We start from the raw sequence: 25,639 nt of genomic DNA, 5'->3' as shown, positions 1-25,639 counted from the left end.
GGGCGCCCCGGTTCCGGTCGGGACGCCCCAGGCGTCTATCCCACCCGCACCAGCCCTGCGGGCACCAGTCCCTGTGCGACCAGTTCGTCGCGGACCAGGCCCGCGTACACGGTGGCGCCGTGTACGGAGGTGTGGGTGTTGTCCTTTTTCTCGTTGTAGAGGTAGATGGCCTTGGAGCCCTCCACTCCCAAGGACTCCACGAGCGTCTTCGTCTTCGCCGTCAGGTCGATCAGCGGGACGTCCTCGTCCGCGGCCACCGAGCGGATCACCGCGGGATGGTCCACCCCGAGGCCGTTGACCAGCAGGGCCGTCCCGTTGTTCAGCGTGCCGTCCGAGTTGAACCAGCGTCGCACGATGGGCGTCACGAGGACAGGGTTCCCGCCTTTCTCCCTCACACCCGCGACCAGAGTCTCCAGGTTCGCCCGGTACGTCGCCCCGTCCGTCGTCTTGTCGTTGTGGGCGAGCTGGACGAGGACGAGGTCGCCGGGGCGGATCAGCGGCTGGACCGTGGCCCACAGGCGCGGCTCGGCCAGATAGGTCACCGTGCTCTCGCCGGAGTCGGCGTAGTTGGCCACGGACACGCCCTTGCGCAGGTACTGCGGCAGTTGCTGGCCCCAGCCGGAGTAGGGGTCGCCGGGCTGGTCGCAGACCGTGGAGTCGCCGACCAGGAAGATCTGGCGGGTGTGCCGGGCGGGGGTGACCAAGATGTCGGCGAGCGCGGGGGCCGAACCACCCAGGGCGAGGTCCAGGCCGGGCGTGCCGTCGGGGCCGGTCGGCTCGCCCTCCGGGGTGCGGACGTTCACGGTGAAGCTGCGGGCGACCCGTTCGCCGGCCGCGGCCGCCGTCTCCGGCAGCAGTGAACGCCGGGTCTCTCCGCTGATCGCGGTGCTCGACGCGGTGTCGCCGCCGAGGAGGACCTTCACGTCGTACGTTCCCGGCGGGACGTCGAAGTGGCAGCCGGCGGTGGTGCAGTTCCCGATGCCGAGGGGGCGGCCGGAGTGCGCCTGCGCCGGTACGGCGGTCAGGCCCGTGCTCAGCGTGACCGCCGCCAGCACGGCGAGGTTGAAACGTCTCATTCGAGGCTCCTCAGACGGACGACAAGGCCTGGCGGCTGGACCGTACCCCCATCGGCAAGCGCTTTCTAGCCCCTGCGCAGATTTCACAAGACCGCCAACCTCCAGTGCGCGAAAGCCCTTTCGCGAAATCGATTCAACTGTCACTCTCCAAAGCACCCGCACCACCCCCACACGTCTCGAAGGAGGCACCCCCATGTCCGAATCCGCCGTGCACCGCCCGGTCGGACGCCGCACCTTCGTCCTCGGCACCGCGGCCGCCGCGGGCACCGCCACCCTCGCCGGGCCGCTCGCCCAGGGCGCGTCCGCCGCCGGCTTCGGCTACTCCGACGACGGCTCGAACTACGTCGTCGACACCGGCGCGAACCTCGTCTTCAAGGTCAGCAAGACCAACGGCGACCTGACCTCGCTGGTCTACAAGGGCACCGAGTACCAGGGCTACGGCGGCAAGAACTCGCACATCGAGTCCGGCCTCGGCACCTCGACCGTCACGATCAAGCAGTCGGGGACGACCATCCTGATCTCGGTCGCCTACGGCACGCTCCGGCACTACTACGCGGCCCGCAGCGGCGAGAACAACGTCTACCTGTGGACCAACCGGGCCGACACCTCGGTCGCCTCCACCCGCTTCATCCTGCGCGTCAAGGCCGGTCTGTTCCTCAACGACGAGCCTGACTCCTACACCTACGCGCCCACCACCATCGAGGCCTCGGACGTCTTCGCGAAGTCCGACGGCCAGACCCGCTCGAAGCACTACTCGAAGCTGCGGGTGATGGATTACAACTACATCGGCTGGAGCGCCAACGGCGTCGGCCTGTGGATCGTCCGCTCCAACCACGAGAAGGCCTCCGGCGGCCCCTTCTACCGCTCCCTGCTGCGCCACCAGAGCGCGGACGGCGGCGGCCTGTACGAGATCCTGCACTACGCCCAGAACCAGACCGAGGACGAGCGCTTCGGCCTCCAGGGCCCGTACGTCATCGCCCTCACGGACGGCGGCGCGCCCTCCTCCTCGCTGTTCCCGGGCACGCTCACCACCTCCTGGGCGGACTCGCTCGGCATCTCCGGTTACGTCGCCTCGGGCGGCCGCGGCAAGGTCGCGGGCGTCGGCATCACCGGGCGCAACACGGCGTACCCGTACACGGTCGGGCTCGCCAACTCAGCGGCCCAGTACTGGGGTTCGGCCCGCTCCTCGGACGGTTACTTCTCCATCGGCGGGTTCCTTCCGGGGACGTACACGCTGACCGTCTTCAAGAGCGAACTCGCCGTCTACACCACCTCGGTGACGGTGACCGCCGGCGGGACGACCACCCTGAACTCGATCGCGATCCCGTCCTCGAACGACCCGAGCAACGCGGGCGCGATCTGGCGGATCAACGACTGGACGGGCACGCCGAGCGGCTTCAAGAACGCCGACCTGATGACGTACGCCCATCCGTCCGACGTCCGTGCCTCCTCCTGGACCGGCAACGTGGTGATCGGCAGCGGCACCGAGACCTCCGCCTTCCCCTGCTACCTCTGGAAGGACGTCAACAGCGGTCTGCTGGTGTACTTCAAGCTGACCGCGGCCCAGGCCGCCGCCGCGCACACCCTGCGGATCGGGGTGACGACGGCCTACGCCAACGGGCGGCCGCAGGTCGTCGTCAACGACACCTGGACGTCGGCGATCCCCTCCCCGCCCACGCAGCCGAGCACCCGGTCCCTGACCAACGGGTCCTACCGGGGCAACAACTACACGTTCACCTACAGCGTTCCGGCCAGTGCCTGGCTCACGGACACCGGCCAGTACAACGTGCTGAAGATCAACGTGGTGAGCGGTTCGGGGTCGACGGCCTATCTCAGCGCGGGCACGTCGATCGACGCGATCGACCTGCTCTCCTGAGTGGATGTCAGGTCCCGCGCGTCCACTGCTGGTTGGTCGCCCCGCTGCACGTGTACGTGATGATCGCGGCGGAGTTGGCGGTGGACGCGCCGTTCACGTCAAGGCACTCACCGGTGGCGCGTGCCTTGATGTTCACGTAGGAGCCCGAAGTGACCACCGACCACTGCTGGGTGGTCGCGCTGCCGCAGTTCTCCTGGGTGACGCTGGTGGCGTTCTCCTGGAGGCAAAGCGAGCTGCCGCGGCCGACCAGCTGGTAGTAGCCGGTGCCGAGGTTCTTGAACCACCACTTCTGGTTGGCGCCGCTGTTGCAGGTGTACTGGCTGATCGCGACGCCCTGCCACAGCGACTGGTTGGCGACGTCCGCGCACTTGCCGCTGTTGCGGGAGACCAGCGTGTTGTACGTGGCGCTCGTGCCGGCGATCGTCCCGGCGGCCGCGTCGATACTGATCTCCGGGTACCAGGACATGGACATCGTGGTGGAGGTCGGGAAGGTCAACGGCAGCCACACGTAACGGGAGTCGTTGACGGTCCCGCCGAAGGAGTTGCCCCAGCGGTCGCCCAGGTAGAGGTACGAGGTGCCCGAGGTCCCCTGCACCGGCAGGACGTACGCGGTCTGCGAGTTGTAGGCCGTGGAGTCGCCGACGTTCGCCATCGAGGTCCACGGGCCGGCGAGGGAGGTCGCGGTGGCGTACTGCTGCTGATTGGCGCTCCAGCCGGTCGCGCCCGACGTCAGCATGAAGTAGACGCCGCCCCGCTTGAACAGCGCCGGGGCCTCGCGGTGACCGCCCACCCACGGGTTGGCGACGAGGCTCGCGATGCCGGTGTAGTCGGCGGTCAGCTTGTAGATGTGCAGGTCGTAGTTCTCGTTGGCCGCCGAGACCATGTAGCCGGTGCCGTCGGTGTCGACGAACGTCGTGATGTCCCGGGACATGTTGTCGCCGAGCGGGCGGAAGCTGCCCTGGTAGGTGTAGGTGCCGTCGACCGTGGACGACACGGCGACAGCGGCGCGGGCCTCGCTGTAGTCGGTGCCGTTCTCCTTGTGCATCCACATCACGAACTTGCCGGTGGACGCGTTGTAGATGACCTTGGGCCGCTCGATGTAGGCGGTGCCGAGCTCGGAGGCGCTGGACTGGGTCAGGACGTGGTTCCTGAACTCCCAGTTCTTCAGGTCGGTGGAGCGGTAGGCGTCCACGTACCGGAACGTGTTGTCGGCGTTGCGGTCCTCGCCGAACCAGTAGTAGTAGGAGCCGACCTTGATGACCCCGCCGCCGTGGGCGTGCAGGGGATTGCCCGACGTGTCCGTGAACTGGACGCCGTTGGGGATCGTCAGCGCCGCGGCCTGGGCCGGACCGGCGGTCACCAGGGCGCCGGCCAGGGCCAGACACAGGGCGAGCAGTACCGCGTGAGCACGTCTCATGACGCAACCTCCGTGTCCGGGGCGGTGTCCGCCACCGGTATGCCGAAGTCCGGGGTGCCGTCCGCGTGCCAGTTGAGCTTCTGGACGCGGGTGTGACGGTTGGGGTCGTTCAGCGGGTCGCCGACGATCTCCTTGTACTGGCGGGCGTGGTAGACGAGGACGTCACTGCGGCCGTCCTCGGCGACGGTGAAGCAGTTGTGGCCGGGGCCGTACTGCCTGGTGGTGTCGTTGCTGGTGAAGACGGGGGTCGGTGACTTGGACCAGCTCGCCGGGTCCATGAGGTCGGCGTCCGCGTCGGCGGTGAGCAGGCCCATGCAGTAGTGCCAGTCGGTGGCGCTGGCCGAGTAGGACAGGAACAGGCGGCCGTGGCGGGCGATGACGGCGGGTCCTTCGTTGACCTTGTAGCCGACGCACTCCCAGTCGTACTCCGGGGTGGAGAGCCTGATCTGCGGGCCCGTCAGGGTCCACGGGTTCGCCATCCTCGACAGGAAGATGCCGGTGTTGTTGTCCAGGCCGGGCTCGTGCTGGGCCCAGGCGAGGTAGCGGGTGCCCCGGTGGCTGAAGGTGGTGGCGTCCAGGGAGAAGGTCTCCCAGGCCGTCCTGATCTGGCCCTTCTCCACCCAAGTGCCCTTGAAGGGATTGGGGTCGGCGTTCTCCAGGACCCAGATGCGGATGTCCCACACGCTCTCGGCGGGCGCGGAGGCGAAGTAGATGTACCACTTGCCGCCCACGCGGTGGATCTCCGGCGCCCAGATGTGGGCGCCCATGACCCCGGTCGGGTGCTTGGTCCAGACGACGGACTCGTCGGCGCTCGCGAGGCCGTCGATGGTGCGGGAGCGGCGCAGGATGATGCGGTCGTACTCGGGGGCGGTGGCGGTGAAGTAGTAGTAGCCGTCGGAGTGACGGTGGATGTACGGGTCCGCGCGGTGGCGGACGAGCGGGTTCACGAAGGGCGCGGCCTTCTTGGGGTGCGGGGCGGCTTCGGCGGCGGTGGGGGTCGCGGCCAGGGCGCCCGCGGCCAGGGCACCTTTCAGCAGCAGTCGTCGGTGGGGGACGTCGGGGGCGCGGCTCATGCGGACTGCCTCTCGGGTGGGGGTGTCCTGAGAGCGATGTTCGATATTGAGAACATCTGTTGTTATTGCGAACAGCCGAAAGGTACGGCTGGGGAACCAGGAGGTCAACGGGTCGGACGCGACTAAGAGAAGGCGCTTTCTGTTCTCGGTTTTCTGTTATCGGCCTCCGCCCCGCCCGTCTCCGGTCATGTGCGCAGCCATTTCCACAGAACAGCAGCGGCCGCCGGCGCCCTGGCGGCGGCCGCCCTCATGATCACCGCTTCCCCGGCCCTGGCCGCCGGCTCCCGTGATGTCACGGCCGACGTCCTCGCCGACCGCGACGTCACGCTCACCGGCGACACGGTCGTCACGGTGCCCGCGGGGACGACGACGTACGACGGGGTGTTCCGCGGCGAGGGGACGCTCACCGTGCGCGGCGCCGGGACGCTGATCCTGACCAAGGACAGCGACTTCACGCTGCCCGCGTCACGGCAGCGGCAGTCCGTGCGGACGCTGGGCGGCAACCATCCGTACGTCACCACGGCCCGCCCGGACCCGCCCGCGATCACGGTCGAGCGCGGGGCGACCCTGCAGTACGGCAACGGCGGCACGACCGGCCTGATCGGCCACTTCCCGTACAACACCCCGGCGTTCCGGCTGAACCAGGACAACATCCGGGTCGACGGCACTCTGCGGCTGTCCCTGAAGAGCGCCTACAACCTGGGCACCGTCAGCGGCTCCGGCCTGATCACCCAGCCGCGCTTCCTCTGGGGGACATGGGACCTGACGTCCGGCCCGTTCTCCGGGGTCATCGACAACGGCACGCAGGCCAACGCCGGGCGGCCCGAGTACGCGACCGCGCTGCCCGGCCTGCGCAAGGTGCTCAACCAGGGCACCTGGACCGTGGACACGCCGGTGGGCCGGACCGTCACCCAGCGGATGGACTTCTACCAGCGCGAGTACGGCAGCGACATCAACGTCCAGTCCCGGCCGGGCGGCAAGGTGATCCTCACGGGTCAGTACAGCTGGTCGAACCAGGGCGGCGACACCGATCCCTCGCTCAGCGACCCCGCCCTGAACTGGACGCCGGCCGCCAGGAACGTCAACAAGCGCGGCACCAACATCAAGGGCGCGAACGTCCAGTGGGGCGACGGGACGACCAGCAAAATCTTCATGCCGGGCACGGCCGAGACCGTGTACATCAACCTCCTCGCGGCGCGCTCCCGTTCACAGCTGACCTTCGACTACAACGGGCCGGTGACCCTCGGCGCCCCCATCGGCGGCGGCCGCTTCCACGACACCCTGTCCGCGCCCGGCGCGGGTGACATCGTCATCAAGGGGACCAGGGGCAACGACGTCACCTTCGCGGCCGCCCAGTACTACGACGGCTCCACGACCGTCGAGAAGAGCGCCGTGCTCCGCCTCGGCAGCGGCAGGCCGGGCGGCGACGGCGGGCTCTACACCGGGGGCGGCCACTACCGGATCGTGAACAACGGCTCACTGGTGCTCGACAACACGACCAGGCCCCTGACTCTGCCCCGGATCAGCGGCAGCGGCTCCCTCACGCAGGCGGGCAGGGCGACGGCGACACTGAGCGGCGGCGCGGTGACGTACACGGGGACGACGACGGTCCAGAACGGCACGCTCGCCCTGCGAGGTGGAGCGACTCTCGCCCACAGCAAGGGGATCCGGCTCACCGCGACGGGTTCGCGGCTGGACGCGGGCACGGCCGGGCTGAGGGTCGTGTCCTCGCTGACCGGCAGGGGCACGGTGAAGGGCGCGGTCACCAACGACGGGGTGGTCGCGGGCGGGCTCACGGTCTCCGGCGGCTACACGCAGAGCGCCAAGGGTGAACTGGTCCTGGGACGCGGCCCGTTGAAGGTGACGGGCCCGGTACGGCTCGCCGGTGCCCTCGACTTCTCGGCCGCCGGCACCGCTCCCGCCCGCCAGATCACCGTGCTGGACAACCAGGGGACGTCGAAGACCGGGGGTGCCTTCAAGGGCCTGAAGGAGGGCACGCGACTCAAGCTCGCCGACACGACGTACCGGATCACCTACCGGGGCGGCGACGGCAACGACGTCGTGCTGGCCGCGGTCACGGCGAGCGCCTCGCCCAGCGTGCGCGCGGATACGTCGTCGTCGGCGCCGGGGACCACGCCGCATACGACGGCGACGGTGGCCCAGGGGTTGGGGTGGTGGCCGTACCTTCTGGCGCTCGGACTGCTCGGCGGGCTGGTGGTGCCTCCCACGCTCAGAAAGCGGGGCAAGCGGCGCCACGCCCGGCGGCACGCAGCGCCCTGAAGCGGCGCGGGGAAGTGCGCGCCCCGGTGTTCGCGGACCGGACAGCCGGGGCCCTCCGGCGCCCCTTCGGTTAGCGTCGGGGTATGACCAGCGACGCCCCCGAAGTCCCCGACGTCCCCGCCCGCCCCTTCGCCGAGACCCTCGCGGCCGGCCCGGTCGTGCTCGACGGCGGTATGTCCAACCAGCTGGAGTCCGCCGGACACGACCTGAGCGACGAGCTGTGGTCGGCGCGGCTGCTCGCGGAGCGGCCCGAGGCGATCACCGAGGCGCATCTCGCGTACTACGAGGCGGGCGCGGACGTGGCGATCACGTCCAGCTACCAGGCCACCTTCGAGGGGTTCGCCAAGCGCGGGATCGAGCGCAAGCAGGCGGCCGAACTGCTCGGTCGGAGCGTTGGGCTGGCGCGCGAGGCGACGCGCCAGGCGGCGGCGAAGGGCGTTTCGCGGCCGCTGTACGTGGCGGCCTCGGTCGGGCCGTACGGCGCGATGCTCGCGGACGGATCGGAGTACCGCGGGCGGTACGGGCTGAGCGTGGCCGAGCTGGAGGCGTTCCACCGGCCCCGGCTCGAGGTGCTGGCGGCGGCCGGACCCGACGTCCTCGCCCTGGAGACGATCCCGGACAGCGACGAGGCCGAGGCGCTGCTGCGGGCGATCCGCGGCCTCGGTGTCCCGGCCTGGCTCTCCTACTCCGTCGCGGGCGACCGCACCCGGGCCGGCCAGCCCCTCGAGGAGGCGTTCGCCCTGGCCGCCGACGCGGACGAGGTCGTCGCGGTCGGCGTCAACTGCTGTGTCCCCGAGGACGTGACCGGCGCGGTCGAGACCGCCGCGCGGGTCACCGGCAAGCCGGTCGTCGTCTATCCCAACAGTGGGGAGACCTGGAACGCCGGCACGCGCGCGTGGGAGGGCGACTCGTCGTTCGCCCCGGAGCAGGTACGCGACTGGCGGGAGACCGGGGCGCGACTGATCGGGGGGTGCTGCCGGGTGGGGCCCGAGGCGATCTCCGGTATCGCGGGGGCGCTGCGTTAGCGGGGCGGTGCGCCTTCTCGCCATGAGGCTTCCGGCGTCTGGCGGCCGCGGGTCCGTTGTGGTTGCTCGCGCAGTTCCCCGCGCCCCTGAGGGGCGGGCTGTGCGCCCCCTGGATTTCCCCCGCTCCTGCCCCTTAGCCGCACCCCCTTCCCCCTGCTAGCCTCCGCTCGGGAACCGGTTTCCATCGGTGTTGCCGCTGTTCCGGAGGGGGAGGCCGAAGGATGACCAGGAAGAGCGAGGACGCGAGCCGGAGCACGATCCGGGACGTGGCGGCGCGGGCCGGGGTGTCCGCGTCGACCGTGTCGCGGGTGCTCGGCGGGGTGTATCCGGTGAGCGCGGCCACCCGCACGCGCGTGATGCGTGCCGTACGCGAGATGGACTACGTGGCCGACGCGCGCGCGAAGGCGATCGCGGGCGTCGGTACTCCCACCCTGGCCTTCGTCCTCGAGGACATCACCGGGCCCTCGTTCGCCCTGATGGCACACGGCGTGGAACGCGAGGCGACCCGGCTGGGCCATCTGTGTCTGGTGTGCAGCACGGAGGGCGACGTCGAGCACGAACTGGAGTTCGTGGAGATGATGCGGGCCCAGCGGGCCGCCGCCGTGATCCTGGTGGGCGGCGCCGCCGACACCGTCGAGTACCGCGAGCGCACCCGGCGTATGGCCGACTCGCTGGCCTCGGCGGGATCACGGCTCGTGCTGTGCGGCAGACCCCCGCTCGGCCCCGGCGCGCCCGTCACGGTCATCGAGTACGACAACGAGGGCGGCGCCTACGCACTCGTCGCCCACGTCCTGTCCCAGGGCCACCGACGGGTCCTGTTCCTCGGCGGCAGGGCGGACCACACCACCGCGCAGGGCCGTGAACGCGGGTATCTCGCCGCACACCGCGCCCGCGGCCTGGACCCCGACCCCGCGCTGGTCCTGAACGGCGACTTCACCCGCGACTCCGGTCACCGCCTGATGCGCGGGGCCCTGAAGGACGGCCTGGACTTCACGGCCGTGGTCGCCGCCACGGACATGGTCGCGGCGGGCGCCCTGACCGCCCTCCACGAGGCCGGCCTCGACGTCCCCGGCGACGTCTCCCTGGCCGGCTACGACGACATCCCCTTCGCCCGCGACCTGCACCCCGCGCTCACCACCGTCCACGTCCCCTACGAGGAACTGGGCCGCCTCGCCGTACGCACCGCGCTCGGCCGTACGGCGGAGGACCCCGCCGAGCACCTCCTGCTGGGCACCCATGTGGTGGTCAGGGACTCGGTCGGGGCGACCGGCGCCTGAGACCGGGCGGGACCGCCGTCAGTGCCGCCGGGCGAGCCCCGAGCGCCGCAGCCGCCGTACGACCGAGCGCAGCTCGGCCGTACGCGCGGGCCAGCCCTCCGCCGGTTCCGACACGGGCGCCGTCTCCTTGGTGGTCGGGTCCGCCGTCCACACCGCGAAATCGCCGTCCCGGGGGCCGGACGCGAGGTAGGGGTCGCCCTTGCCGAAGATCTGCACGGGGTGGGTGGCGTCCCACGCCTGCCAGCCGGGGTCGCCGTCGGCGGCGAAGCGCACCCACGCCCCGTGCATGGCGTCGGCGAGCTCGGTCGGGGCACCCTCGCCCGCGAGCTTGGCCGACTCGGGCGTGTCTCCCGTGTCGAAGACGAAGCCCAGCTCAAGGGCGTGGCACGCGCCGAGGTCCGAGCGGTTGGAGGGCCAGGAGAACTCGTAGACGTACGACCCACCGGGTCGGGCCTCGGCCAGGCGGTGCAGGGGCATGCGCAGCAGGTGGTCGGTGACCATCTGGCCGACGATCTCGGCGGTGCCGGCGTCCGGGTGCAGGGCCCGGTAGCCGCGCACGACCTCGGAGCCGCAGTGGCAGCGGGCCATGGCACCGGCGAGGGCGACCGGACCGAGCCGGTCGACCCGCTCCAGGAGTCCGCCGGGGACGAGCCAGAGGCGGTACTCCTCGCTGGTCCAGCCCAGCATCAGGTCGACGTCCCTCGCGACGCCGGCGTCCGGCTCGGTGAGGGCGTCCAGGGGGTCGCGCGGCACGAGGTCGCCGTCGACCACGATCCCGAACGCGGGACCGCCGAGGACCGGGCTGCTGAGCCGGCCCACCTCGGCCTGGGTGCGCAGCAGCAGGTCACGGTCGACGTCGGCGAAGGCCGCGGCGGTGGCGGGGACCTTCAGCCGGGCGGCCATCCGGCGCACCATGCGCCGCACCTTGTCGCGGTCGCTCGCCTCGGGCGGCCCGCTCTGGAGGACCGCGCGCCGGAACAGCCCCTGGGCCTGCGGGGCGGCCAGCAGGGCGCCGGTACTGATCGCCCCGGCCGACTGCCCGGCCAACGTCACCCGCCCCGGGTCGCCGCCGAAGGCACCGATCGACTCCTGGACCCATTGCAGGGCCGCGAGCTGGTCGCGCAGGCCGGGGTTGGCGGGGGCGTCCGGGAAGAGGCCGTAGCCCTCCACGCCGAGCCGGTAGTTCACCGAGACGAACACGACGCCGTCCCGGGCGAAGGCACGCCCGTCGTACACCGGGACCGCGGAGGACCCCCTGGTCAGGGCGCCACCGTGCAGCCACACGAGGACCGGGAGCCGGGCCCCGGGGCCGGGCTCGGGCGTCCACACGTTGAGGTTGAGGCAGTCGTCGCCGGGCAGGAACGGATCGGAGAGGTACTGCGCGAAGGCCTCGGAGTACGGCGGTTTCGGCGCCGTCGGCCCGAAGACGGACGCGTCGCGCACCCCGTCCCAGGGCTCGGGCGGCTCCGGCGGCCGGAAGCGACGGCGGCCGAAGGGCGGGGCCGCGTAGGGAATGCCCCGGAACACCGCGACGCCGTTCTCGAACCGGCCGCGCACGGCCCCGTACGGCGTGCCCACCACGGGGTCTGCCTGGACTGCTGTCATACGCCCACCAGCCTCCTCACCGCGCTACTGCACCATGAACAACAGAGCACCACATTTCGGCGCGGTATTCCGGTGCAGAGCGCGATGCGGCGGCTACTTGGCGTACGGGCGGTTACTTGGCGTACATCAGGGTGCCGAAGCCCAGCTGGTCGAAGCCGCCGCTGGTGGTGCCGTAGTCACCGCCTCCGCCCTCGGGGGCGACGAGGTCGTAGTACATCTGCGAGATGTACTTGTCGTCGAGGCCCAGACGCCGGTTGTAGTGGAAGTGGAGCATCGCCCAGACCGGGCGGACCTGGCCCCGGGAGGCGGCGGAGATCACGGTCTGGGAGGAGGCGGCGCAGTTCTGCCCGGTGCCCCAGTTGTAGGTGGTGAAGGGGACGTCCTGGCCGAGGTTGTACTTCGCGACGTACTGGGCGGCCTTCATGAAGCGGCGGCTGTCGTACGAGTAGAGGTCGTCGCCCTGGTTCCAGGCCATCTCGCAGATCGCGCCCATCTGGCCCATGCCCATGACGGTGTGCCCCTGGTCGCGGCCGGACTCCTGCCACTGGCCCAGCGCGTAGCCGGCGGAGTCGGTGTACAGGTACGGGACCGCGTGGGCGATCGAGCCGTTGCCCGCGCCTGACTTGAAGTAGGTGACGGCCTGGTCGTACTTGGCGCTGTCCTCGTTGAGGATGCCGATGGCCAGGATCGAGGCCGTGTTGCACAGGTCCCAGTTGGCCCAGTAGTTGGTGATGCAAGCGTCGTTGTGGTTGGTCAGGAAGCTGTTGTTGAGCGGGTAGAAGACCTTGGCCAGCATGTCCTGGGCGGCGGCGAGGTCGAAGCCGCTGTAGCCGCGCATGAGTTCGCAGGCGTTGGCGAACTGCCACCCGTAGATGCCGGCCGCGAGGAACCGGTCGGCGTTGCCGGTGACCGAGGTGAGTGTCGTCGACCAGGCGTTGAGGATCCTCGCGGCGCACGCGGCGTTGGCCTCGGTGCCGCCGACCTGCCAGCGCAGGGCGTTCTGGTAGGCGGCGGCGATGTCGTTGAAGAGCAGGGAGTAGTTCTCGCCGGTGCCGCCGCGGATGATGGTCGCCGTGGCCCGGTTGGTCCAGGTGGACTGGGAGTGGGAGTTGGCGACCAGCTTGTTCCAGCCGGAGAGCCAGGGGTCGGTGCCCGCGGCGACCCTGACCTTGGCCCGGTTGATGTCGCCGGCGTTGTGCAGCATGCCGGGGTGGGTCCAGGTCGCAGGGGCCGCGTCCGCCGTGGTGGCGGCGAACGCGCCGCTTCCCAGGGCGAGCGCGGCGCCGAGACCGCCGGCGGTCCTGAGCAGACCGCGGCGGCTCAACTCGGCTTTCCGGAAGGGATCGTGGGGGGATGTGCGGCTCATGCTGTGCATCTCCATTCCGTGGGGGGAATCAGATGTGGATCACATGGGAGTGATGCTCACCTCGTCGAACTCGGAGGTGACGAGGGCCAGCGGGCTGCGGGAGCAGGCCACCAGGCCGACGTGGAAGGGGGCGTCACCGAAGCCGGGGATCTCGCCGGAGGCGAGGTCGGTCCAGGTGGCGCCGTCGTCGCCGGAGACGGACGCGGTGAAGACGGTTCCGGTGCGCTTCAGCCGTAGCAGCGTGGGGAGTTGGACGGTGCCGCTGCCGGAGAAGGCGGACGCGCCGGCGACGGTCTTGCGCAGCATGAGCTGCGCGGTGCTGCCGCCGGTGACGATCACTCCGGCCGCCTGGTCGAACGGCGACAGCGACTTGGCCATCAGCAGTCCTGCCCGGCCGGCCGTGGCCCCGGTGCGGGATACCAGCCGGGCGGTGATCCGACAGTCCCCGAAGACGGGCCGGCGTACGAACTGGCCTGTCATTCCCTGGTTGTTGACGGTCAGGTCGACGCCCGCGCCCCGCACCACGAAGGTCCCGTCCTCGTGGGCGGTGCTGCCGGGGGTGAGGATCGCGGCCACGCCGAGCGTCCCGAAGTCACGGTCGTCGAGGACCACGTCGCCGAGGTCGCCATAGGTCCACGGGGACGGCGGGGGTGTTCCGACCGTGAGGGTGAGGGTTCCGGTGCCGTCGCCGGCCGCGTTCCCGGCGGTCGTGGTGACGGTGAACTCGCCGGTCTCGCGGGGCGTTCCGTGGATCAGGCCGGTGCGTCTGTCGACGCGGAGGCCGTCGGGCAGGCCGGTGGCGGTGAACCGCGCGGGCTCGTGGGAGGCCCGCAGGACGTGCTGGAAGTCGACCCCCTTGTTCGCGAACGCCTGACCCGCCGAGGTGAGTTCGGGCACGGCGGGGGTCGGCATCGTCGCGGACGATGCTTGAGAAAGAGGGCCACGCCCGGCGGCGTTGGTCTTCGCGACGGCGTAGTGGTACGTCGTCCCGGGGGTGCCGGTGGCGTCCGCGTACCGGATCCGGGTGCCGGACCCGACCGGGCCGACGCCGGTCGCGAGGGTGGCGTAGGGGCCGTCGGGGTCCGTCGCCCGCAGGACTTTGTAGCAGGCGGAGAGATCGGGGTCGGTCCAGGCCAGTTCGACTGCGTCGGAGCCCGCGCTCGCCGTCAGGTCCCCGGCTGTCCGGGCGGGTTGGGGCACGGACCAGATCTCGCCCGCCGAGGCGGAGGTCACGGTGACGTTGTCGAAGGCGCCGGTGCCGGTCTCGGCGTAGTCCGCGTCGACGCCGAGGCACGAGGTGAGCAGCAGGCCCGCGTACGCGGTGCGGCCCAACGCGACCTCGGTGGAGCCGACTTCCGTCCAGCGGATGCCGTCCGGGGAGATGGCGCCGGTGCAGCGGCGGCCCTTTCGGGTCACCCGGACCCAGTACGGCTTCCGCAGCCGGTAGCCGTCGCCCGCGGCCTCGACGTACGGGGCCTCCAGCGGGGTCGCCGACTCGGGCAGGGCGCCGATGCCGGAGATCGGGAAGGCGGCGCCCGTGGTGATCGCCGTCTGCTGCGAGGGCGGCACCGGTGTGCTGCCGGTCGCGGAGACGGCGGCCCCCTTCGACGGCCGCACCGTCCACACCCCGCTCCAGGTGTGCAGCGGCAGCCCCTGGATGACCATGGCGGCGTGGGCCGCGTCCGCGTCGAGGGAGTCCCGCAGACTGACGCCGATCTTCGAGTACTGCGAGCTCAGCGGCCATACGATCCGCGCGGTGACCGTGCCGTCGCCGCGCAGGGGCAGATGGACGAGCCGGTGGGTGTCGGCGGTGCCGCTCGCCTCCAGCACGAACCGCTCACCGTCGAAGACGGCCGCACCGGGGATCTTCACGTCCCCGATGTCCTGGGTCGACCAGGGCTCGGGGAGACCTGCGGTGGCCGAGGCGGGCGCCGAATCGCCGCTGCCGCCATGGGAGTTGGTGGCGATGACGGTGTAGTGGTAGGTCCGCCCCGCGCGTACCCGGTTGTCCGTGTACGTCGGCTTGTCGAGACCGGTGGCGATCTTCACGTACGGCCCCTGGGGGCGCGTGGCGCGCAGGACGGTGTACGTCGTAGCCCACGTCGAGGGCAGCCAGCTCACCGTGATCCCGGCCCGCTCCCCCACCGCTGTCACCCCCGCCGGTGCGTTCGGCGCGGTGGGAGCGGGTGCCGTGGCCCCCGCGTAGGCGAACGTCCCCCAGCTCGGCAGGTCGTCGTTGCTGCCCTCGACGACCCGGGCGCCGCCGGTGCCCCGGAAGACGGCCGCCTCGGTGTACGGGGTGTCGAGGCCGCGGACGCCGGCGTAGTGGGCGTAGGCCATCTCGTAGATCGGGGGCAGGGTGCCGCGGCCGGTCGCGGAGACGGTCTGCTTGATGTACTTGCCGGTGCGGTCGAGGTCCGGGGTGAAGGGGACGTCGTTCCCGAGGTTGTAGCGGGCCGCGTACTCGAAGTTGGCGAGGATGCGGTTGCCGTCATAGCCCCACAGGTCGACGCCCTGGTTCCAGGCGACCTGGGCGATGTCACCGGTCAGACCGACCGCGAGCTGCTCGTGGCCCTGGTCGCGGCCGGACTCCTGGCCCTGGCCGGCGTCGGTGACGATGCGGTGGGCGATGGATCCGTTGCCTGCGCCGGCCGCGGCGAAGCGCAGGGCGTCCTCGAAGAGGGTGGGCTCCTCGCAGAACACGCCGATGGCCAGGATGGTCTGCAGGGCCGTCAGGTCCCAGTTGCCGTTGGCGTAGAGCATGTAGCCGGAGACGGCCGGATACCAGACGTCCAGGAAGGAGCGCTCGCAGCGGGCGATGTCCGCGTCGGTCCAGCCGTCGTAGCCGGTGTGGCGCAGCAGTTCGGCCGCGTTGACGAACTTGAAGGCCTGGAGTCCCGCGCCGAGCGGGCCGTCGGCGCCCGTGATCATGGTGAGGGAGGCGGACCAGGCGTTGAGGAGGTCGCGGGCTTTGTCGGCGTTCGCGCGGTCGCCCGTGACGGCCCACATGAGGGCGTTCTGGTAGGCGGCGGCCGAGTCGGCGACGGCCTGGTTCTGGAAGTTGGTGGGGCCGCGTCCCCAGGAGGTGATCTGGCCGGTGTTCTGGATGGTGTACGTCGACCGGGAGCGCGCGTGGGCGGCGAACGCCAGGTAGCCGTCGTGAACCGGGGACTGCTTCGCGGCGACCGCGGCCTTCATGCGGGCCAGGTCGTCGGCGGTGTGCAGGAGGCCGGGGTGGGTGAAGGCGCGGGAGCCGTCGGCGCGTCCGGCGGCCCGGGCGGTGCCGGGGGCGAGCAGTCCGCCGGCGCCCGCCACCAGCAGCAGGGCTGCCGTGCCGCCGAGGAAGCTGCGGCGGCTGGGGGCGAGATCGGTTCCGGGGAGGCTGGTGCTCATGACGCGGCGGCCGCCTCGGCCTCGGCGGTGGTGAGGAACTTGAGGTTCGTCACGTGCTCGTTGGAGAACCACTGGATCGTGTCCGTGGTGTAGTACCAGCTCGGCTTCTTCATCGAGTCGGCGACGACCAGCCCGTTGATCACCAGGTTCTCGAAGGTGACGTCCTTGATGGCGTGCTTGGCGTCATAGCCGAGGAGGAGCGAGGGCTTGGCGTTCGTGCCCGTGTAGCTGAGGTTCTTGACGTAGACGTTCTCGATGCCGCGGCCGACCGAGGTGTTGTACTTCGTGTTGTACATGACCTTCATGTAGATGACCTGGCCCCAGCGGAAGTCCTCGATCCGGATGTCCTCGATCCGGACGTTCTTGATCAGGTTGGAGTCGCCGGGGTTGAGGGCGATGCAGCCCTGGTAGTTCATCTGCGGTTCGCGGTGGTCGAGGATGTCGATGTTCTTGAAGCGGAGGTTCTTCAGGACCTCGGGGTTGTCGGTGTTGCCGTGCGTGCCGACGTTGATCGGGTGGGCGACGTCCGCCCAGAGGGTGGAGTCGCGGACGGTGATGTCCGTGGTGTCGCCGTAGTACTCCCAGCGGTGGGTGTAGATGGCGATGCAGTCGTCGGAGTTGCGCATGAAGACGCCGTCGATGACGACGTTGCTGGAGCAGAAGACGTCGATGCCGTCGCCCCAGCCCTTGTTGCTGAAGGAGCCGAGCCCCTTGATGGTGACGCCGGTGGCCTCGCCCAGCTGGACGGCGTATCCGTTCGGGTTGAGCACGGTGAGGGCGCCGATGGAGATGTTCCGCGAACTCTCCACCAGGGCCCCGCCGCCCGCGGTCCCGGCGAGCACACCCCGGCCGGCGATCCCGGCGTGCTCCACGTTCCGGAAGATCACGGTCGCTTTGAGGACGGCGCCGCCGTCGAGGTACACGGTCTTGCCGGAGGGGACGAGCAGGGTGCCGTCGGCGGTGGTGTGGACGCCGGGGCCGTAGTAGAGGACGTCCGGGTCGTCCTGCGCGGGCTTCTTCTTCTCGACCGCGCGGGCGAACAGGTGGAGACAGTCGAAGATGTCGTCGTTGATCTGGACCACGAGATTGCGCGGCTGGTCGAGCGTGAAGCGCAGGGTGTCACCGAGCACCTCGGGCTTGATGCCGTAGGAGTCCGGTCTCACCCGCACCTTGGTGGTGCCGCCCTTGAGGTAGGTGACCTCGACCTCGACGGAGCCCTGGAAGTCGAAGTACGCCAGCGAGGAGCTGTAGGTCTTGCTGGAGCCGGTGGTGGGGTTGATCTCGCCCAGCTGGGGCCGCCAGATGTCGAGGGTCTGCCAATCGCCGTCGGGGGCGGTGCGGACCCGCACCTTGAAGCTGGTGTTGGTCGGCATCGCGGCCGGGCGGGGGTAGGTCACCAGCTTCGGCGTGACGCCGGCGGTGTCGTCGGCCCGGGCCGCCGTGGCCGTCAGGTCGGTCAGACCGGCGGCGAGCACGGTGGCACCGGCCGCCTGGAGGGCCGTACGGCGGGACAACGGCGTGTTCATGCGGGACTCCTTGCGAACAGGGGTACGGGGACGGCTACTTGAGGCCGGTCGTCGACATGCCGGCGACGAAACCACGCTGGGCGACGAGGAAGATCAGCAGGATCGGGACGACGTACATCACCGAGGCCGCGGCCTGGAGGTTGGTGACCGGGGTGCCGGCCGAGGTGACGTAGGTGGACATGACGGCGACCGCGAGGGTGGTGCGGTCCGTGGACAGCAGGAGCTGCGGGGCGATGTAGTCGCCCCAGGTCCAGGTGAAGGCGATCACGAAGCTCGCGGAGAGGACCGGCCAGGACTGCGGGAGGAAGATCCGCCAGAAGATGGCCGCGTAGCCGCAGCCGTCGACGATCGCCGCCTCCTCCAGCTCGCGGGGCAGGCCCGCGAAGAACTGCCGGAAGAGGAAGACCAGATAGGGGGCGGAGGACAGGCCCCACAGCACCCACGGCCAGTACGTGTCGACCATGCCGAGCTTGGCGAAGATCAGGTAGGTCGGCAGCAGGGTGATCATCTGGGGCAGCATCATCGAGCCGAGCAGGATGCCGAACAGGCTCTTCTTGCCGGGGGCTTCGAGGCGGGCGAAGCCGAAGCCGACCCAGGCGGAGCTGAGGGTGACGAGGGTGGCGTAGATGAGCGCGATGATCAGGGAGTTGCGGGCGTAGCCGAGGAAGTCGATGAGGTTGAAGGCGTCGGCGATGTTGTGCCACTGGATGTGGTCGGGCAGCCAGTGCACGGGTGAGGCCGCCAGTTCGGCCGGGGTCTTGAGGCCGGAGACGACCAACCAGCCGAAGGGGCCGAGGAACAGGCCGGTGATCGCGACGAGGACCGTGTAGAGGACGAGACGGTTGACGCGGATCTGGGGACCGCGCTTCGGGGTGGCGGTGGTGGCGGTCACTTCTTCGCCTCCGGGTCGACGTTGTAGAACACCACGCCGGACGTGGCCTTGAAGATCACTCCGGTCGCGACGAGGATCAGGACGAAGAGCACCCACAGCAGCGCGGAGGCGTAGCCGTAGCGGCCGAACGCGAAGTACTCCGCGAACACGTGCATCATGTAGAGGTAGGTGGACTGCGGGAGCGCGGTGATGCCGGCCGGGGTCGGGTCGGGGGCCAGCAGCAGCGGCATGATGGTCTGCACCGAGGCGATGACCCCGGTCACGGTCTGGAAGAGCAGCACCGGCGACAGCAGCGGGACGGTGATGCTGCGGAAGCTCCGCCAGGCGCTCGCTCCGTCGATCCGGGCCGCTTCGAGGAGTTCGCGGGGGATGTCCTGGAGCCCCGCCAGCGAGATGATCATGATGTTTCCGGCCGTCCAGAGCACCGTCATGATCAGTACGTAGCGGGCGTAGGGGTCGGCGAGCCAACCGAGGGCGTCGATCCCGAAGAGGTTCAACACCCCATTGGCGGCACCGGAGTTCTGGTCGAAGAGCTGCTTGAACGCGATGCCCGCGCCCACCGGGGGCACCACCGCCGGCAGATACAGCAGGGTGCGGAACAGCCCGCGCGCCTTGAGCGGCCGGTTCACCAGTACGGCGAGCCCGAGCCCGGCGATGATCGACAGCGGCACCGAGGTGATCGCGAACAGGCCCGTGCGGCCCAGCGACTGCCAGGTCTGCGCGTCGGAGAACAGCTCGCGGTAGTTGCCGAACCCGACGTAGTGCCAGTGCGGGGAGATGCCGTCGAAGGTGGTGAAGCTCAGCCACAGCGCGTACGCCATCGGCGCGATGGTCAGCAGCGCGAAGCCGATGATCCACGGTGAGGCGAACATGTAGAACGCGCGGTGCCTGCGTGCCACCATGGAGGTGTGCCTCGGTGGCCGGTTCCCAGCGGTGGCCTGCGCCGGGCGGCCGAGGTCCGTGGCCGCGGCCGCGGCTGTCTGATCGACCGTCATGCCACCTGCTCCTTACCGCGTTTGAGCTGCTCGTTCATGGCCGAGTTCAGGCGCCCCGCGAGGGTGTCGACGGACATGCCGCCGGTCATGGCGGCCGGGGCGATCTGGTTGAAGAGGGCGAGCAGCGAGTCCGCGCCGGCGTACGGCGTGAAGGCGATCACCGAGTAGTGCTTCAGCTCGGCCTCCTGCACCTTGAGCACCCGCCGCTGGTAGTCCTCCTGAGCGGGCATCAGCGGTCGCAGCGACTTCAGGGTCGGGATGCCCCAGCCGCCGGAGGCGCGCGCCTTGGCCGGTGCCTCGCCGAAGAACCACTCGAACACCCGCCAGGCGGCGTCCTTGTGGTGGGACTTGCTCGGGATCCAGAAGCCGGTGCCGGCCTGGCAGGGGCTGACCCGCCGGCCGCCCTCGAAGTACGGGGCGGGGGCGAGCCGGGACAGCGGCGCCAGCTTCTTGTCCGCGTTGATCAGACCGCCGAGCCAGTACCCAGAGTTCGACATGGCGAGCCGGTTCGCCTGGAAGGTGGGCCCGTCCCAGGTGTTGGGGTCCGGCTGGATGATGCTGGGTCCGACCTTGGTACGGCAGTAGTCGACGTACCAGCCGAGTGCCTTGCGGGCCTCGGGGGTGGTGAAGTCGACCCGGGAGTAGTCGTCGTTGAACAGGTTCCCGCCGGCCGCCACGGTGAGGCTCGCCAGGAGGTTGGGGGTGAGCACACCGTTGTAGCTGCCGCCGAACACGGTCGTCTGGCCGTTCTTGCGGCGGGTGAGCCGTTTGGCCTTGTCCAGCCACTCCTCGTAGGTGACCGGGTCCAGCTCGGGCGGGTAGTCGACGCCGGCCTGGTCGAACAGCCCGGTGTTGTACCAGAACATCGAGTCCTGGGAGAAGTCCTTCGCCATGCCGTAGCGCGGGCCCCTGCCCTGGGTGCGGCCGTCGTAGCGCCACAGGTCGTTGACCGGGTCCAGGTCGTCCGGCCGGAGAACGCTGCTCCTCGCGAAGTACGGGTCCAGGTCCTCCATCACACCCCGGGCCGCGTAGTACGGGGCGTCCACGGCACCGACACCGCGCACCAGGTCGGGCGGGTTGCCGTTGGTCATCATCGCGATCAGCTTGCTGGTGCTGTACAGCACCGTGTTGATCCTGACGCCGATGTCCTTCTGGGCCTGCTTGATCAGTTCAGGCGAGAGGTCGTCGGCCTTGGCCATCACCGTGACGGTCTCGCCGGAGCCACCGACCGCGCTCGACACCCGCATCGCACAACCGCTCAGCGCTGCCGACCCCGCCACGGCACCGCCTGCGGAAAGGGAGAGAAAACGGCGGCGGCTCAGCGCGGCACCGGCATGTGGGCGCACGACGCCCCACCTCCTGCTCTGTCCGTTCATGGACACGCCGCGGCGGTTGGACAACCGGTTGCTGCGTGTGGGGCAGAGCTTCGGCCCTGTCCGGAAACGGCGTCAAGAGGCTCGACGAACTTTCGAAAAGACTGCGTAACCTCGTCGACATCGCACCGGCGAAGAAACCGGTTGTCATCCGGGCGTCCACAGTGATTGACCACCGCTCGATGGCAGACCTACGGTAGATCTGCCGTAGAAGACGTTTTCAGAAACTGTTTCCACTCAGTGTGTCAGGAGTGACATGCCCAGCCCTCAGCCACCCAGGGCCGTGTTCGCGATGGATCCCGTACACCTCCCCCTGCTCTTCCCCCCACCCCTGATGACCCGGCTGAGCGAGGCCGCCGACCTCGACCCCGCGCTCGTCGTCCAGGACTTCACCGACCCCCGCGCGGCGGACGCCCTGACCAGGGCCGACGTACTGATCACCGGCTGGGGCTGCCCCCACCTCGACACCGGTGTCCTCGCCGCCGCGCCCCGGCTCAGGACCGTCCTGCACGCCGCCGGTTCGGTCCGCTCACTCGTCGGTGACGCCGTGTGGGAACACGGCGTCGCCGTCTCCAGCGCGGTCACCGGCAACGCCCTGCCGGTCGCGGAGTACACCCTCGCGATGATCCTGCTGTGGGGGAAGGACGCGTTCGACCACCGCGAACGGTTCCGGATCACCCACGCGTATCCGCCACCCGCGCAGACCGCGGCCACCGGGAACGTGGGACGGCGGGTCGGCGTCATCGGGGCGTCCCGGGTGGGGCGGCGGCTGCTGGAGCTGCTGCGGCCGTTCGACTTCACGGTGCTGTTGCACGACCCGTACGTCAGTCCTGCGGAGGCCGGCGCCCTCGGGGCCGAACTCGTGTCGCTGGAGGACCTGTTGAGACACAGCGACATCGTCTCGCTGCACGCGCCCGACATCCCGGAGACGTACCGGATGCTGGACGCGGACCGGCTCGGGCTGATCCGGGACGGGGGCGTGCTCATCAACACGTCCCGCGGGGCGCTGGTCGATCCCGACGCGCTGACCGAGGAGCTGGTCTCCGGGCGGCTGCGGGCGGTGCTCGACGTCACCGAGCCCGAACCCCTGCCCGCGGGATCGCCGCTGTACCGGCTGCCCAACGTGTTCCTCACACCGCACATCGCGGGCTCGCTCGGGAACGAGCTGGAGCGGCTGGGGCGCATCGTGGTGGAGGAGCTGGAGCGGGTGGCGGCGGGGGTGGGGTTGGAGCATGAGGTGCGGCACGCGGACATGGGGCGGGTGGCTTGAGCTGCGGCCGGGCGGGGGTCACTTCGCCGGGCGGGGGTTATTTCGCCTGGCCGGGGGGCTAGTTCACGTGCCCGCACTACCTTGGTTCGGTCGCCTACGGGGGCGCCTCAGTCGGTGTCGAGCGGCCGATCGTGCTCGACGCTTCGCGCCTCCGCGCTCCCCCACTCTCGGCTTCGTTCGAGCGGGAGGGGCCCCCATGACCGCTCGACACCGACGCGCCCCCTACGGCTCCCTCACGGCCGGTGTCCGGGGTGCAGACCGAGTTGGTGGGCACTTGCCGTCCGTTGGTGCCTACGCCGTCGGAATCGTGCTGTAGTAACAAGGGGATACGGTTTCCCGGACCCTGGGTCCGGTGTGGCCGGGCCACTCTCACTAAGGAGCCGCAAGGGTGAGTCAGCGCAAGGCGTCCGGGGACGTCGGACGGGCCACCATCCGGGACGTGGCCGAGCGGGCCGAGGTGTCCGTGGCCAGCGTTTCGCGCGTGTTGTCCGGGAACTACCCGGTCTCCGAGGACCTCCGCCGCAGGGTGATGAAGGTCGTGCGCGATCTGGACTACGTCACCAACGCGCACGCCCGGTCGCTCGCCGGGGGCGGCACACCCACGGTCGCCATCCTCATCAACAACATCACCGGCGCCGCGTTCGCCCACGTGGCCAAGGGAGTGGAGGGCGCCGCCACCCTGCGCGGCTGGCTCTCCCTCGTGGGGACCACCGGGGACGACCCCGAGCGTGAGCTCGCCCTCGTCAACCTCATGCGCCAGCAGGGGGTCGCGGCCGTGGTGCTGCTCGGCGGGGCCTACGACTACGACGAGTACCAGCTGCGCATGGCCCGGTTCGCCCGTTCCCTGGACGCCGCCGGGTCGCATCTGGTGCTCGTCGGCCGGCCTCCGCTGGAAGGTGACGTGCCGGCCACCACCGTGGACTACGACAACGAGGGCGGGGCCTACGCCATGGCCAGCCATCTGCTCTCGGCCGGGCACCGGAGGGTTCTCGTGCTGCCCGGGCACTCCGAACTCACCACCGCCCAGGGGCGGTTGAACGGGGCCCGGCGCGCCTTCGAGGCGTACGGCGTGCCGTTCGAGCCAGGGATGGTGCGGCACGGGGCCTACGACTACGAGCACGGGTACGAGGCCGTCGAGGAAGGCCTGCGGGACGGGCTCGAGTTCACCGCCGTCCTCGCCGGGACCGATGTCGTCGCCGCCGGGGCCATGCAGGCGCTGCGGGCGGCCGGGCTGCGGGTGCCCGAGGACGTGTCGATCGTCGGGTACGACGACATCCCGCTGGCCTCCCAGCTCACCCCGCAGCTCACCACCGTCCATGTGCCGTACGAGGAGATGGGGCGGGTCGCCCTGCGTGCGGTCGCGGACCGGCGTGAGGGCGGTGGACCACGGCGCCGGGGGGCCGACGGGGACCATCTGGTGCTGGGCACCCATGTCGTCGTACGGAACTCGGTACGGCCGCCCGCACCACCTCGCTAGCAACAGAAGAAGAGATCGTTTCGTAAACGGTTTCCGCGCTCGCCGGGAGCCGGTCCGCCGGGGAGCCCGGCTGTGGGCCTTTCGCTCCGGTAGGCCTCTGAGCTGGAAGTACGTCAAGTCGTGCGGGATTTTCGGGGCGCGCCCGGACCTAACCTCGTGGACAAATCGGCGTAACAAATTGTCGTCTACCTCTTGCTAACCACCGGACCGTCGGCCTACCGTCCCAGCAACCGGTTACTACAGCTTCTGCTGGGCCGACCCCCCGCAACCGCGAGCCGATGAACTTCCGGCCGCCGTTTCCGGCCGGCACCGAGCCGCCGATCCCCTCTCTCCTCTCCGAGACGCCCTACTTTCCGAAGGAACACGGTCAGATGAACTTCAGCAGCCCCCGGAGAAGGTTCGCCCGCGTCGCCGTTGCGGGACTCGCGTTGTCAGGTCTGCTCACCGCGTGCGGCGGGTCGGACGATTCCGACGACTCGCAGTCGTCCGGGCCGGTCACCCTCCCCTTCTGGGGCTGGGCCAACGGCCAGGACGCGGTCGTCAAGGCGTTCAACGCCTCGCACAAGGACATCCAGCTGAAGTACACGAAGGTCACCGACCAGCTGACCATGCAGAAGCAGCTGACCAACGCGGTGAAGGCGGGCAACGCGCCCTGTCTCGTGCAGAACACCGCCGAGTACGTCACCAGTTGGGTCGCGCAGGGCGCGCTCGCCGACATCACGAAGTACGTCGAGGGCGAGAAGGGCAAGTTCAACACCGGGTCGTGGGCGAGCGCCCAGGTGCAGGGGAAGTCGTACGGCGTGCCGACCAGTTCGTCGCCGAACTTCACCATCTACCGCACCGACCTCTTCAAGAAGTACGGCATCAAGGCGCCGACGACCTGGGACGAGTTCATCGCAGCGGGCAAGGTGCTGAAGAAGCACGGCATAAAGATCACCAACTCCGCCGGTGAGGACCCCAGCACGCTGGAGGTGCTCGCCATGCAGGCCGGGGCGCACTGGTACGCCATCGACGGCAACTCCTGGAAGGTGGACTTCCAGGACGCGGGCACGCTGAAGGCCGCCAAGGTGATCCAGGAGATCATCGACAACGACCTCAACAGCAAGCTGTCCTTCGCCGACTACGCGGCCGTGCAGCGCAACTACGACAACGGCGGCACCGCCACCCGGCAGATCTCCACCTGGCAGATGGCCGGCATGGTGCAGAACTTCACCAAGTCCTTCGGGAACTGGGGCCTTTCGCCCTGGCCGACGTTCACCGGTGAGGCCGCCAAGACCCCGGCCGGCACCAACCTGACCGGCAGCGTGACCCTGGTGACCAAGGGCTGCAAGAACCAGGAGCAGGCCGCCGAGGCCGCGCTGTGGATGTCCACGAACACCGGCGCGGTGAAGATCATGGCGAGTCCGACCACCGGCAACGGTGTGATGCCGGCGCTGGCCGACAGCGACCCGTACGTGCCCGAGGCGGTCTCGGAGAAGCTGCTCGGCTCCAACTACCAGGCGGGCCAGCAGGTCGTGAAGGACAGCCTGAAGACCGTCACCACCGACTGGACCTTCGGGCCCGACTGGACCGCGATGTTCACCGAGATGCAGGCCGGCTGGGCCAAGGTGGTCAGCAAGGAGCAGACGGTGACCGACCTGCTGGCGCACATGCAGGAGTGGACGGTCGCCGACCTGAAGTCCCGCGGCATCAGCGTCAAGGGCTAGAGGCTGAGGGCT

17 protein-coding genes are annotated in these 25,639 nt (G+C 70.0%); 7 read left to right on the top strand and 10 right to left on the bottom strand.

All coding sequences use genetic code 11. From position 1 onward, the window contains the following. Positions 1-35: 35 nt before the first annotated feature. Positions 36-1,076, bottom strand: coding sequence for a rhamnogalacturonan acetylesterase (locus ABZT06_RS05685; protein WP_355735280.1), 1,041 nt, complete (start codon positions 1,074-1,076; stop codon positions 36-38). A 193-nt stretch (positions 1,077-1,269) separates the two neighbouring features. Between ABZT06_RS05685 and ABZT06_RS05680 the strand changes: the two genes are divergently transcribed. Continuing rightward, the gene (locus ABZT06_RS05680) at positions 1,270-2,952 is read left to right on the top strand and encodes a rhamnogalacturonan lyase B N-terminal domain-containing protein (protein WP_355735277.1); all 1,683 of its coding nucleotides are present in this window, start codon (positions 1,270-1,272) and stop codon (positions 2,950-2,952) included. Positions 2,953-2,959: 7 nt separating this feature from the next. Here the strand turns inward: ABZT06_RS05680 and ABZT06_RS05675 are convergent, their stop codons facing one another. Both ABZT06_RS05675 and ABZT06_RS05670 read right to left on the bottom strand, forming a co-directional pair. Continuing rightward, positions 2,960-4,369, bottom strand: a complete 1,410-nt coding sequence (locus tag ABZT06_RS05675) for an RICIN domain-containing protein (RefSeq protein WP_355735275.1) — start codon at positions 4,367-4,369, stop codon at positions 2,960-2,962. Then, complete coding sequence (locus tag ABZT06_RS05670) at positions 4,366-5,442, bottom strand: glycoside hydrolase family 43 protein (protein ID WP_355735272.1); 1,077 nt, start codon at positions 5,440-5,442, stop codon at positions 4,366-4,368. Before ABZT06_RS05670 ends, ABZT06_RS05675 begins: the two co-directional genes overlap by 4 nt. Before the next feature lie 189 nt (positions 5,443-5,631). Here ABZT06_RS05670 and ABZT06_RS05665 point away from each other — a divergent pair, with 189 nt between their 5' ends. From ABZT06_RS05665 to ABZT06_RS05655, 3 genes are all read left to right on the top strand, one after another. Continuing rightward, a complete protein-coding gene (locus ABZT06_RS05665) occupies positions 5,632-7,722 on the top strand; it encodes an autotransporter (RefSeq protein WP_355735270.1) in 2,091 nt (696 codons plus the stop codon). Between the two features lie 83 nt (positions 7,723-7,805). Then, complete coding sequence (mmuM, locus tag ABZT06_RS05660) at positions 7,806-8,747, top strand: homocysteine S-methyltransferase (protein WP_355735267.1); 942 nt, start codon at positions 7,806-7,808, stop codon at positions 8,745-8,747. Positions 8,748-8,968: 221 nt separating this feature from the next. Next, on the top strand, positions 8,969-10,024 hold the full coding sequence (locus ABZT06_RS05655) for a LacI family DNA-binding transcriptional regulator (protein ID WP_355735264.1): 1,056 nt from the start codon (positions 8,969-8,971) through the stop codon (positions 10,022-10,024). An 18-nt stretch (positions 10,025-10,042) separates the two neighbouring features. Here ABZT06_RS05655 and ABZT06_RS05650 read toward each other — a convergent pair whose 3' ends face one another. The 7 genes from ABZT06_RS05650 to ABZT06_RS05620 all read right to left on the bottom strand — a co-directional run bounded on the left by ABZT06_RS05650 (position 10,043) and on the right by ABZT06_RS05620 (position 21,147). Then, positions 10,043-11,629, bottom strand: coding sequence for a carboxylesterase family protein (locus ABZT06_RS05650; RefSeq protein ID WP_355735261.1), 1,587 nt, complete (start codon positions 11,627-11,629; stop codon positions 10,043-10,045). Between the two features lie 112 nt (positions 11,630-11,741). Beyond that, positions 11,742-12,995, bottom strand: coding sequence for an alginate lyase family protein (locus ABZT06_RS05645; RefSeq protein ID WP_355735258.1), 1,254 nt, complete (start codon positions 12,993-12,995; stop codon positions 11,742-11,744). Positions 12,996-13,034: 39 nt separating this feature from the next. After that, positions 13,035-16,388, bottom strand: a complete 3,354-nt coding sequence (locus ABZT06_RS05640; protein WP_355735255.1) for an alginate lyase family protein — start codon at positions 16,386-16,388, stop codon at positions 13,035-13,037. Further along, positions 16,385-17,914, bottom strand: a complete 1,530-nt coding sequence (locus ABZT06_RS05635) for a glycosyl hydrolase family 28 protein (protein WP_355735252.1) — start codon at positions 17,912-17,914, stop codon at positions 16,385-16,387. Before ABZT06_RS05635 ends, ABZT06_RS05640 begins: the two co-directional genes overlap by 4 nt. A gap of 34 nt (positions 17,915-17,948) precedes the next feature. Further along, the gene (locus ABZT06_RS05630) at positions 17,949-18,806 is read right to left on the bottom strand and encodes a carbohydrate ABC transporter permease (RefSeq protein ID WP_355735249.1); all 858 of its coding nucleotides are present in this window, start codon (positions 18,804-18,806) and stop codon (positions 17,949-17,951) included. Then, positions 18,803-19,801, bottom strand: a complete 999-nt coding sequence (locus tag ABZT06_RS05625) for a sugar ABC transporter permease (RefSeq protein ID WP_355735247.1) — start codon at positions 19,799-19,801, stop codon at positions 18,803-18,805. Before ABZT06_RS05625 ends, ABZT06_RS05630 begins: the two co-directional genes overlap by 4 nt. Continuing rightward, on the bottom strand, positions 19,798-21,147 hold the full coding sequence (locus ABZT06_RS05620) for an extracellular solute-binding protein (protein WP_355735244.1): 1,350 nt from the start codon (positions 21,145-21,147) through the stop codon (positions 19,798-19,800). The genes ABZT06_RS05625 and ABZT06_RS05620 overlap by 4 nt, the downstream gene beginning before the upstream one ends. 283 nt (positions 21,148-21,430) lie before the next feature. Between ABZT06_RS05620 and ABZT06_RS05615 the strand changes: the two genes are divergently transcribed. The 3 genes from ABZT06_RS05615 to ABZT06_RS05605 all read left to right on the top strand — a co-directional run bounded on the left by ABZT06_RS05615 (position 21,431) and on the right by ABZT06_RS05605 (position 25,627). Next, positions 21,431-22,444 (top strand): hydroxyacid dehydrogenase, encoded by a 1,014-nt coding sequence (locus tag ABZT06_RS05615; RefSeq protein WP_355735241.1) that lies wholly within the window; start codon positions 21,431-21,433, stop codon positions 22,442-22,444. A gap of 388 nt (positions 22,445-22,832) precedes the next feature. Next, complete coding sequence (locus ABZT06_RS05610) at positions 22,833-23,921, top strand: LacI family DNA-binding transcriptional regulator (RefSeq protein ID WP_355735238.1); 1,089 nt, start codon at positions 22,833-22,835, stop codon at positions 23,919-23,921. A gap of 371 nt (positions 23,922-24,292) precedes the next feature. Next, positions 24,293-25,627 (top strand): extracellular solute-binding protein, encoded by a 1,335-nt coding sequence (locus ABZT06_RS05605; RefSeq protein ID WP_355735235.1) that lies wholly within the window; start codon positions 24,293-24,295, stop codon positions 25,625-25,627. Positions 25,628-25,639 lie beyond the last annotated feature (12 nt).

Source organism: Streptomyces sp. NPDC005483 (assembly GCF_040606035.1).
Taxonomy (GTDB): Bacteria; Actinomycetota; Actinomycetes; order Streptomycetales; family Streptomycetaceae; genus Streptomyces.
This window is presented reverse-complemented; position numbering and strand designations above follow the sequence as displayed.

Coding starts and splice junctions, on each gene's coding strand:
- ABZT06_RS05685 (WP_355735280.1), bottom strand. CDS start 1,076: ATGAGACGTTTCAACCTCGCCGTGCTGGCGGCGGTCACGCTGAGCACG.
- ABZT06_RS05680 (WP_355735277.1), top strand. CDS start 1,270: ATGTCCGAATCCGCCGTGCACCGCCCGGTCGGACGCCGCACCTTCGTC.
- ABZT06_RS05675 (WP_355735275.1), bottom strand. CDS start 4,369: ATGAGACGTGCTCACGCGGTACTGCTCGCCCTGTGTCTGGCCCTGGCC.
- ABZT06_RS05670 (WP_355735272.1), bottom strand. CDS start 5,442: ATGAGCCGCGCCCCCGACGTCCCCCACCGACGACTGCTGCTGAAAGGT.
- mmuM (WP_355735267.1), top strand. CDS start 7,806: ATGACCAGCGACGCCCCCGAAGTCCCCGACGTCCCCGCCCGCCCCTTC.
- ABZT06_RS05655 (WP_355735264.1), top strand. CDS start 8,969: ATGACCAGGAAGAGCGAGGACGCGAGCCGGAGCACGATCCGGGACGTG.
- ABZT06_RS05650 (WP_355735261.1), bottom strand. CDS start 11,629: ATGACAGCAGTCCAGGCAGACCCCGTGGTGGGCACGCCGTACGGGGCC.
- ABZT06_RS05645 (WP_355735258.1), bottom strand. CDS start 12,995: ATGAGCCGCACATCCCCCCACGATCCCTTCCGGAAAGCCGAGTTGAGC.
- ABZT06_RS05640 (WP_355735255.1), bottom strand. CDS start 16,388: ATGAGCACCAGCCTCCCCGGAACCGATCTCGCCCCCAGCCGCCGCAGC.
- ABZT06_RS05635 (WP_355735252.1), bottom strand. CDS start 17,914: ATGAACACGCCGTTGTCCCGCCGTACGGCCCTCCAGGCGGCCGGTGCC.
- ABZT06_RS05625 (WP_355735247.1), bottom strand. CDS start 19,801: ATGACGGTCGATCAGACAGCCGCGGCCGCGGCCACGGACCTCGGCCGC.
- ABZT06_RS05615 (WP_355735241.1), top strand. CDS start 21,431: ATGCCCAGCCCTCAGCCACCCAGGGCCGTGTTCGCGATGGATCCCGTA.
- ABZT06_RS05605 (WP_355735235.1), top strand. CDS start 24,293: ATGAACTTCAGCAGCCCCCGGAGAAGGTTCGCCCGCGTCGCCGTTGCG.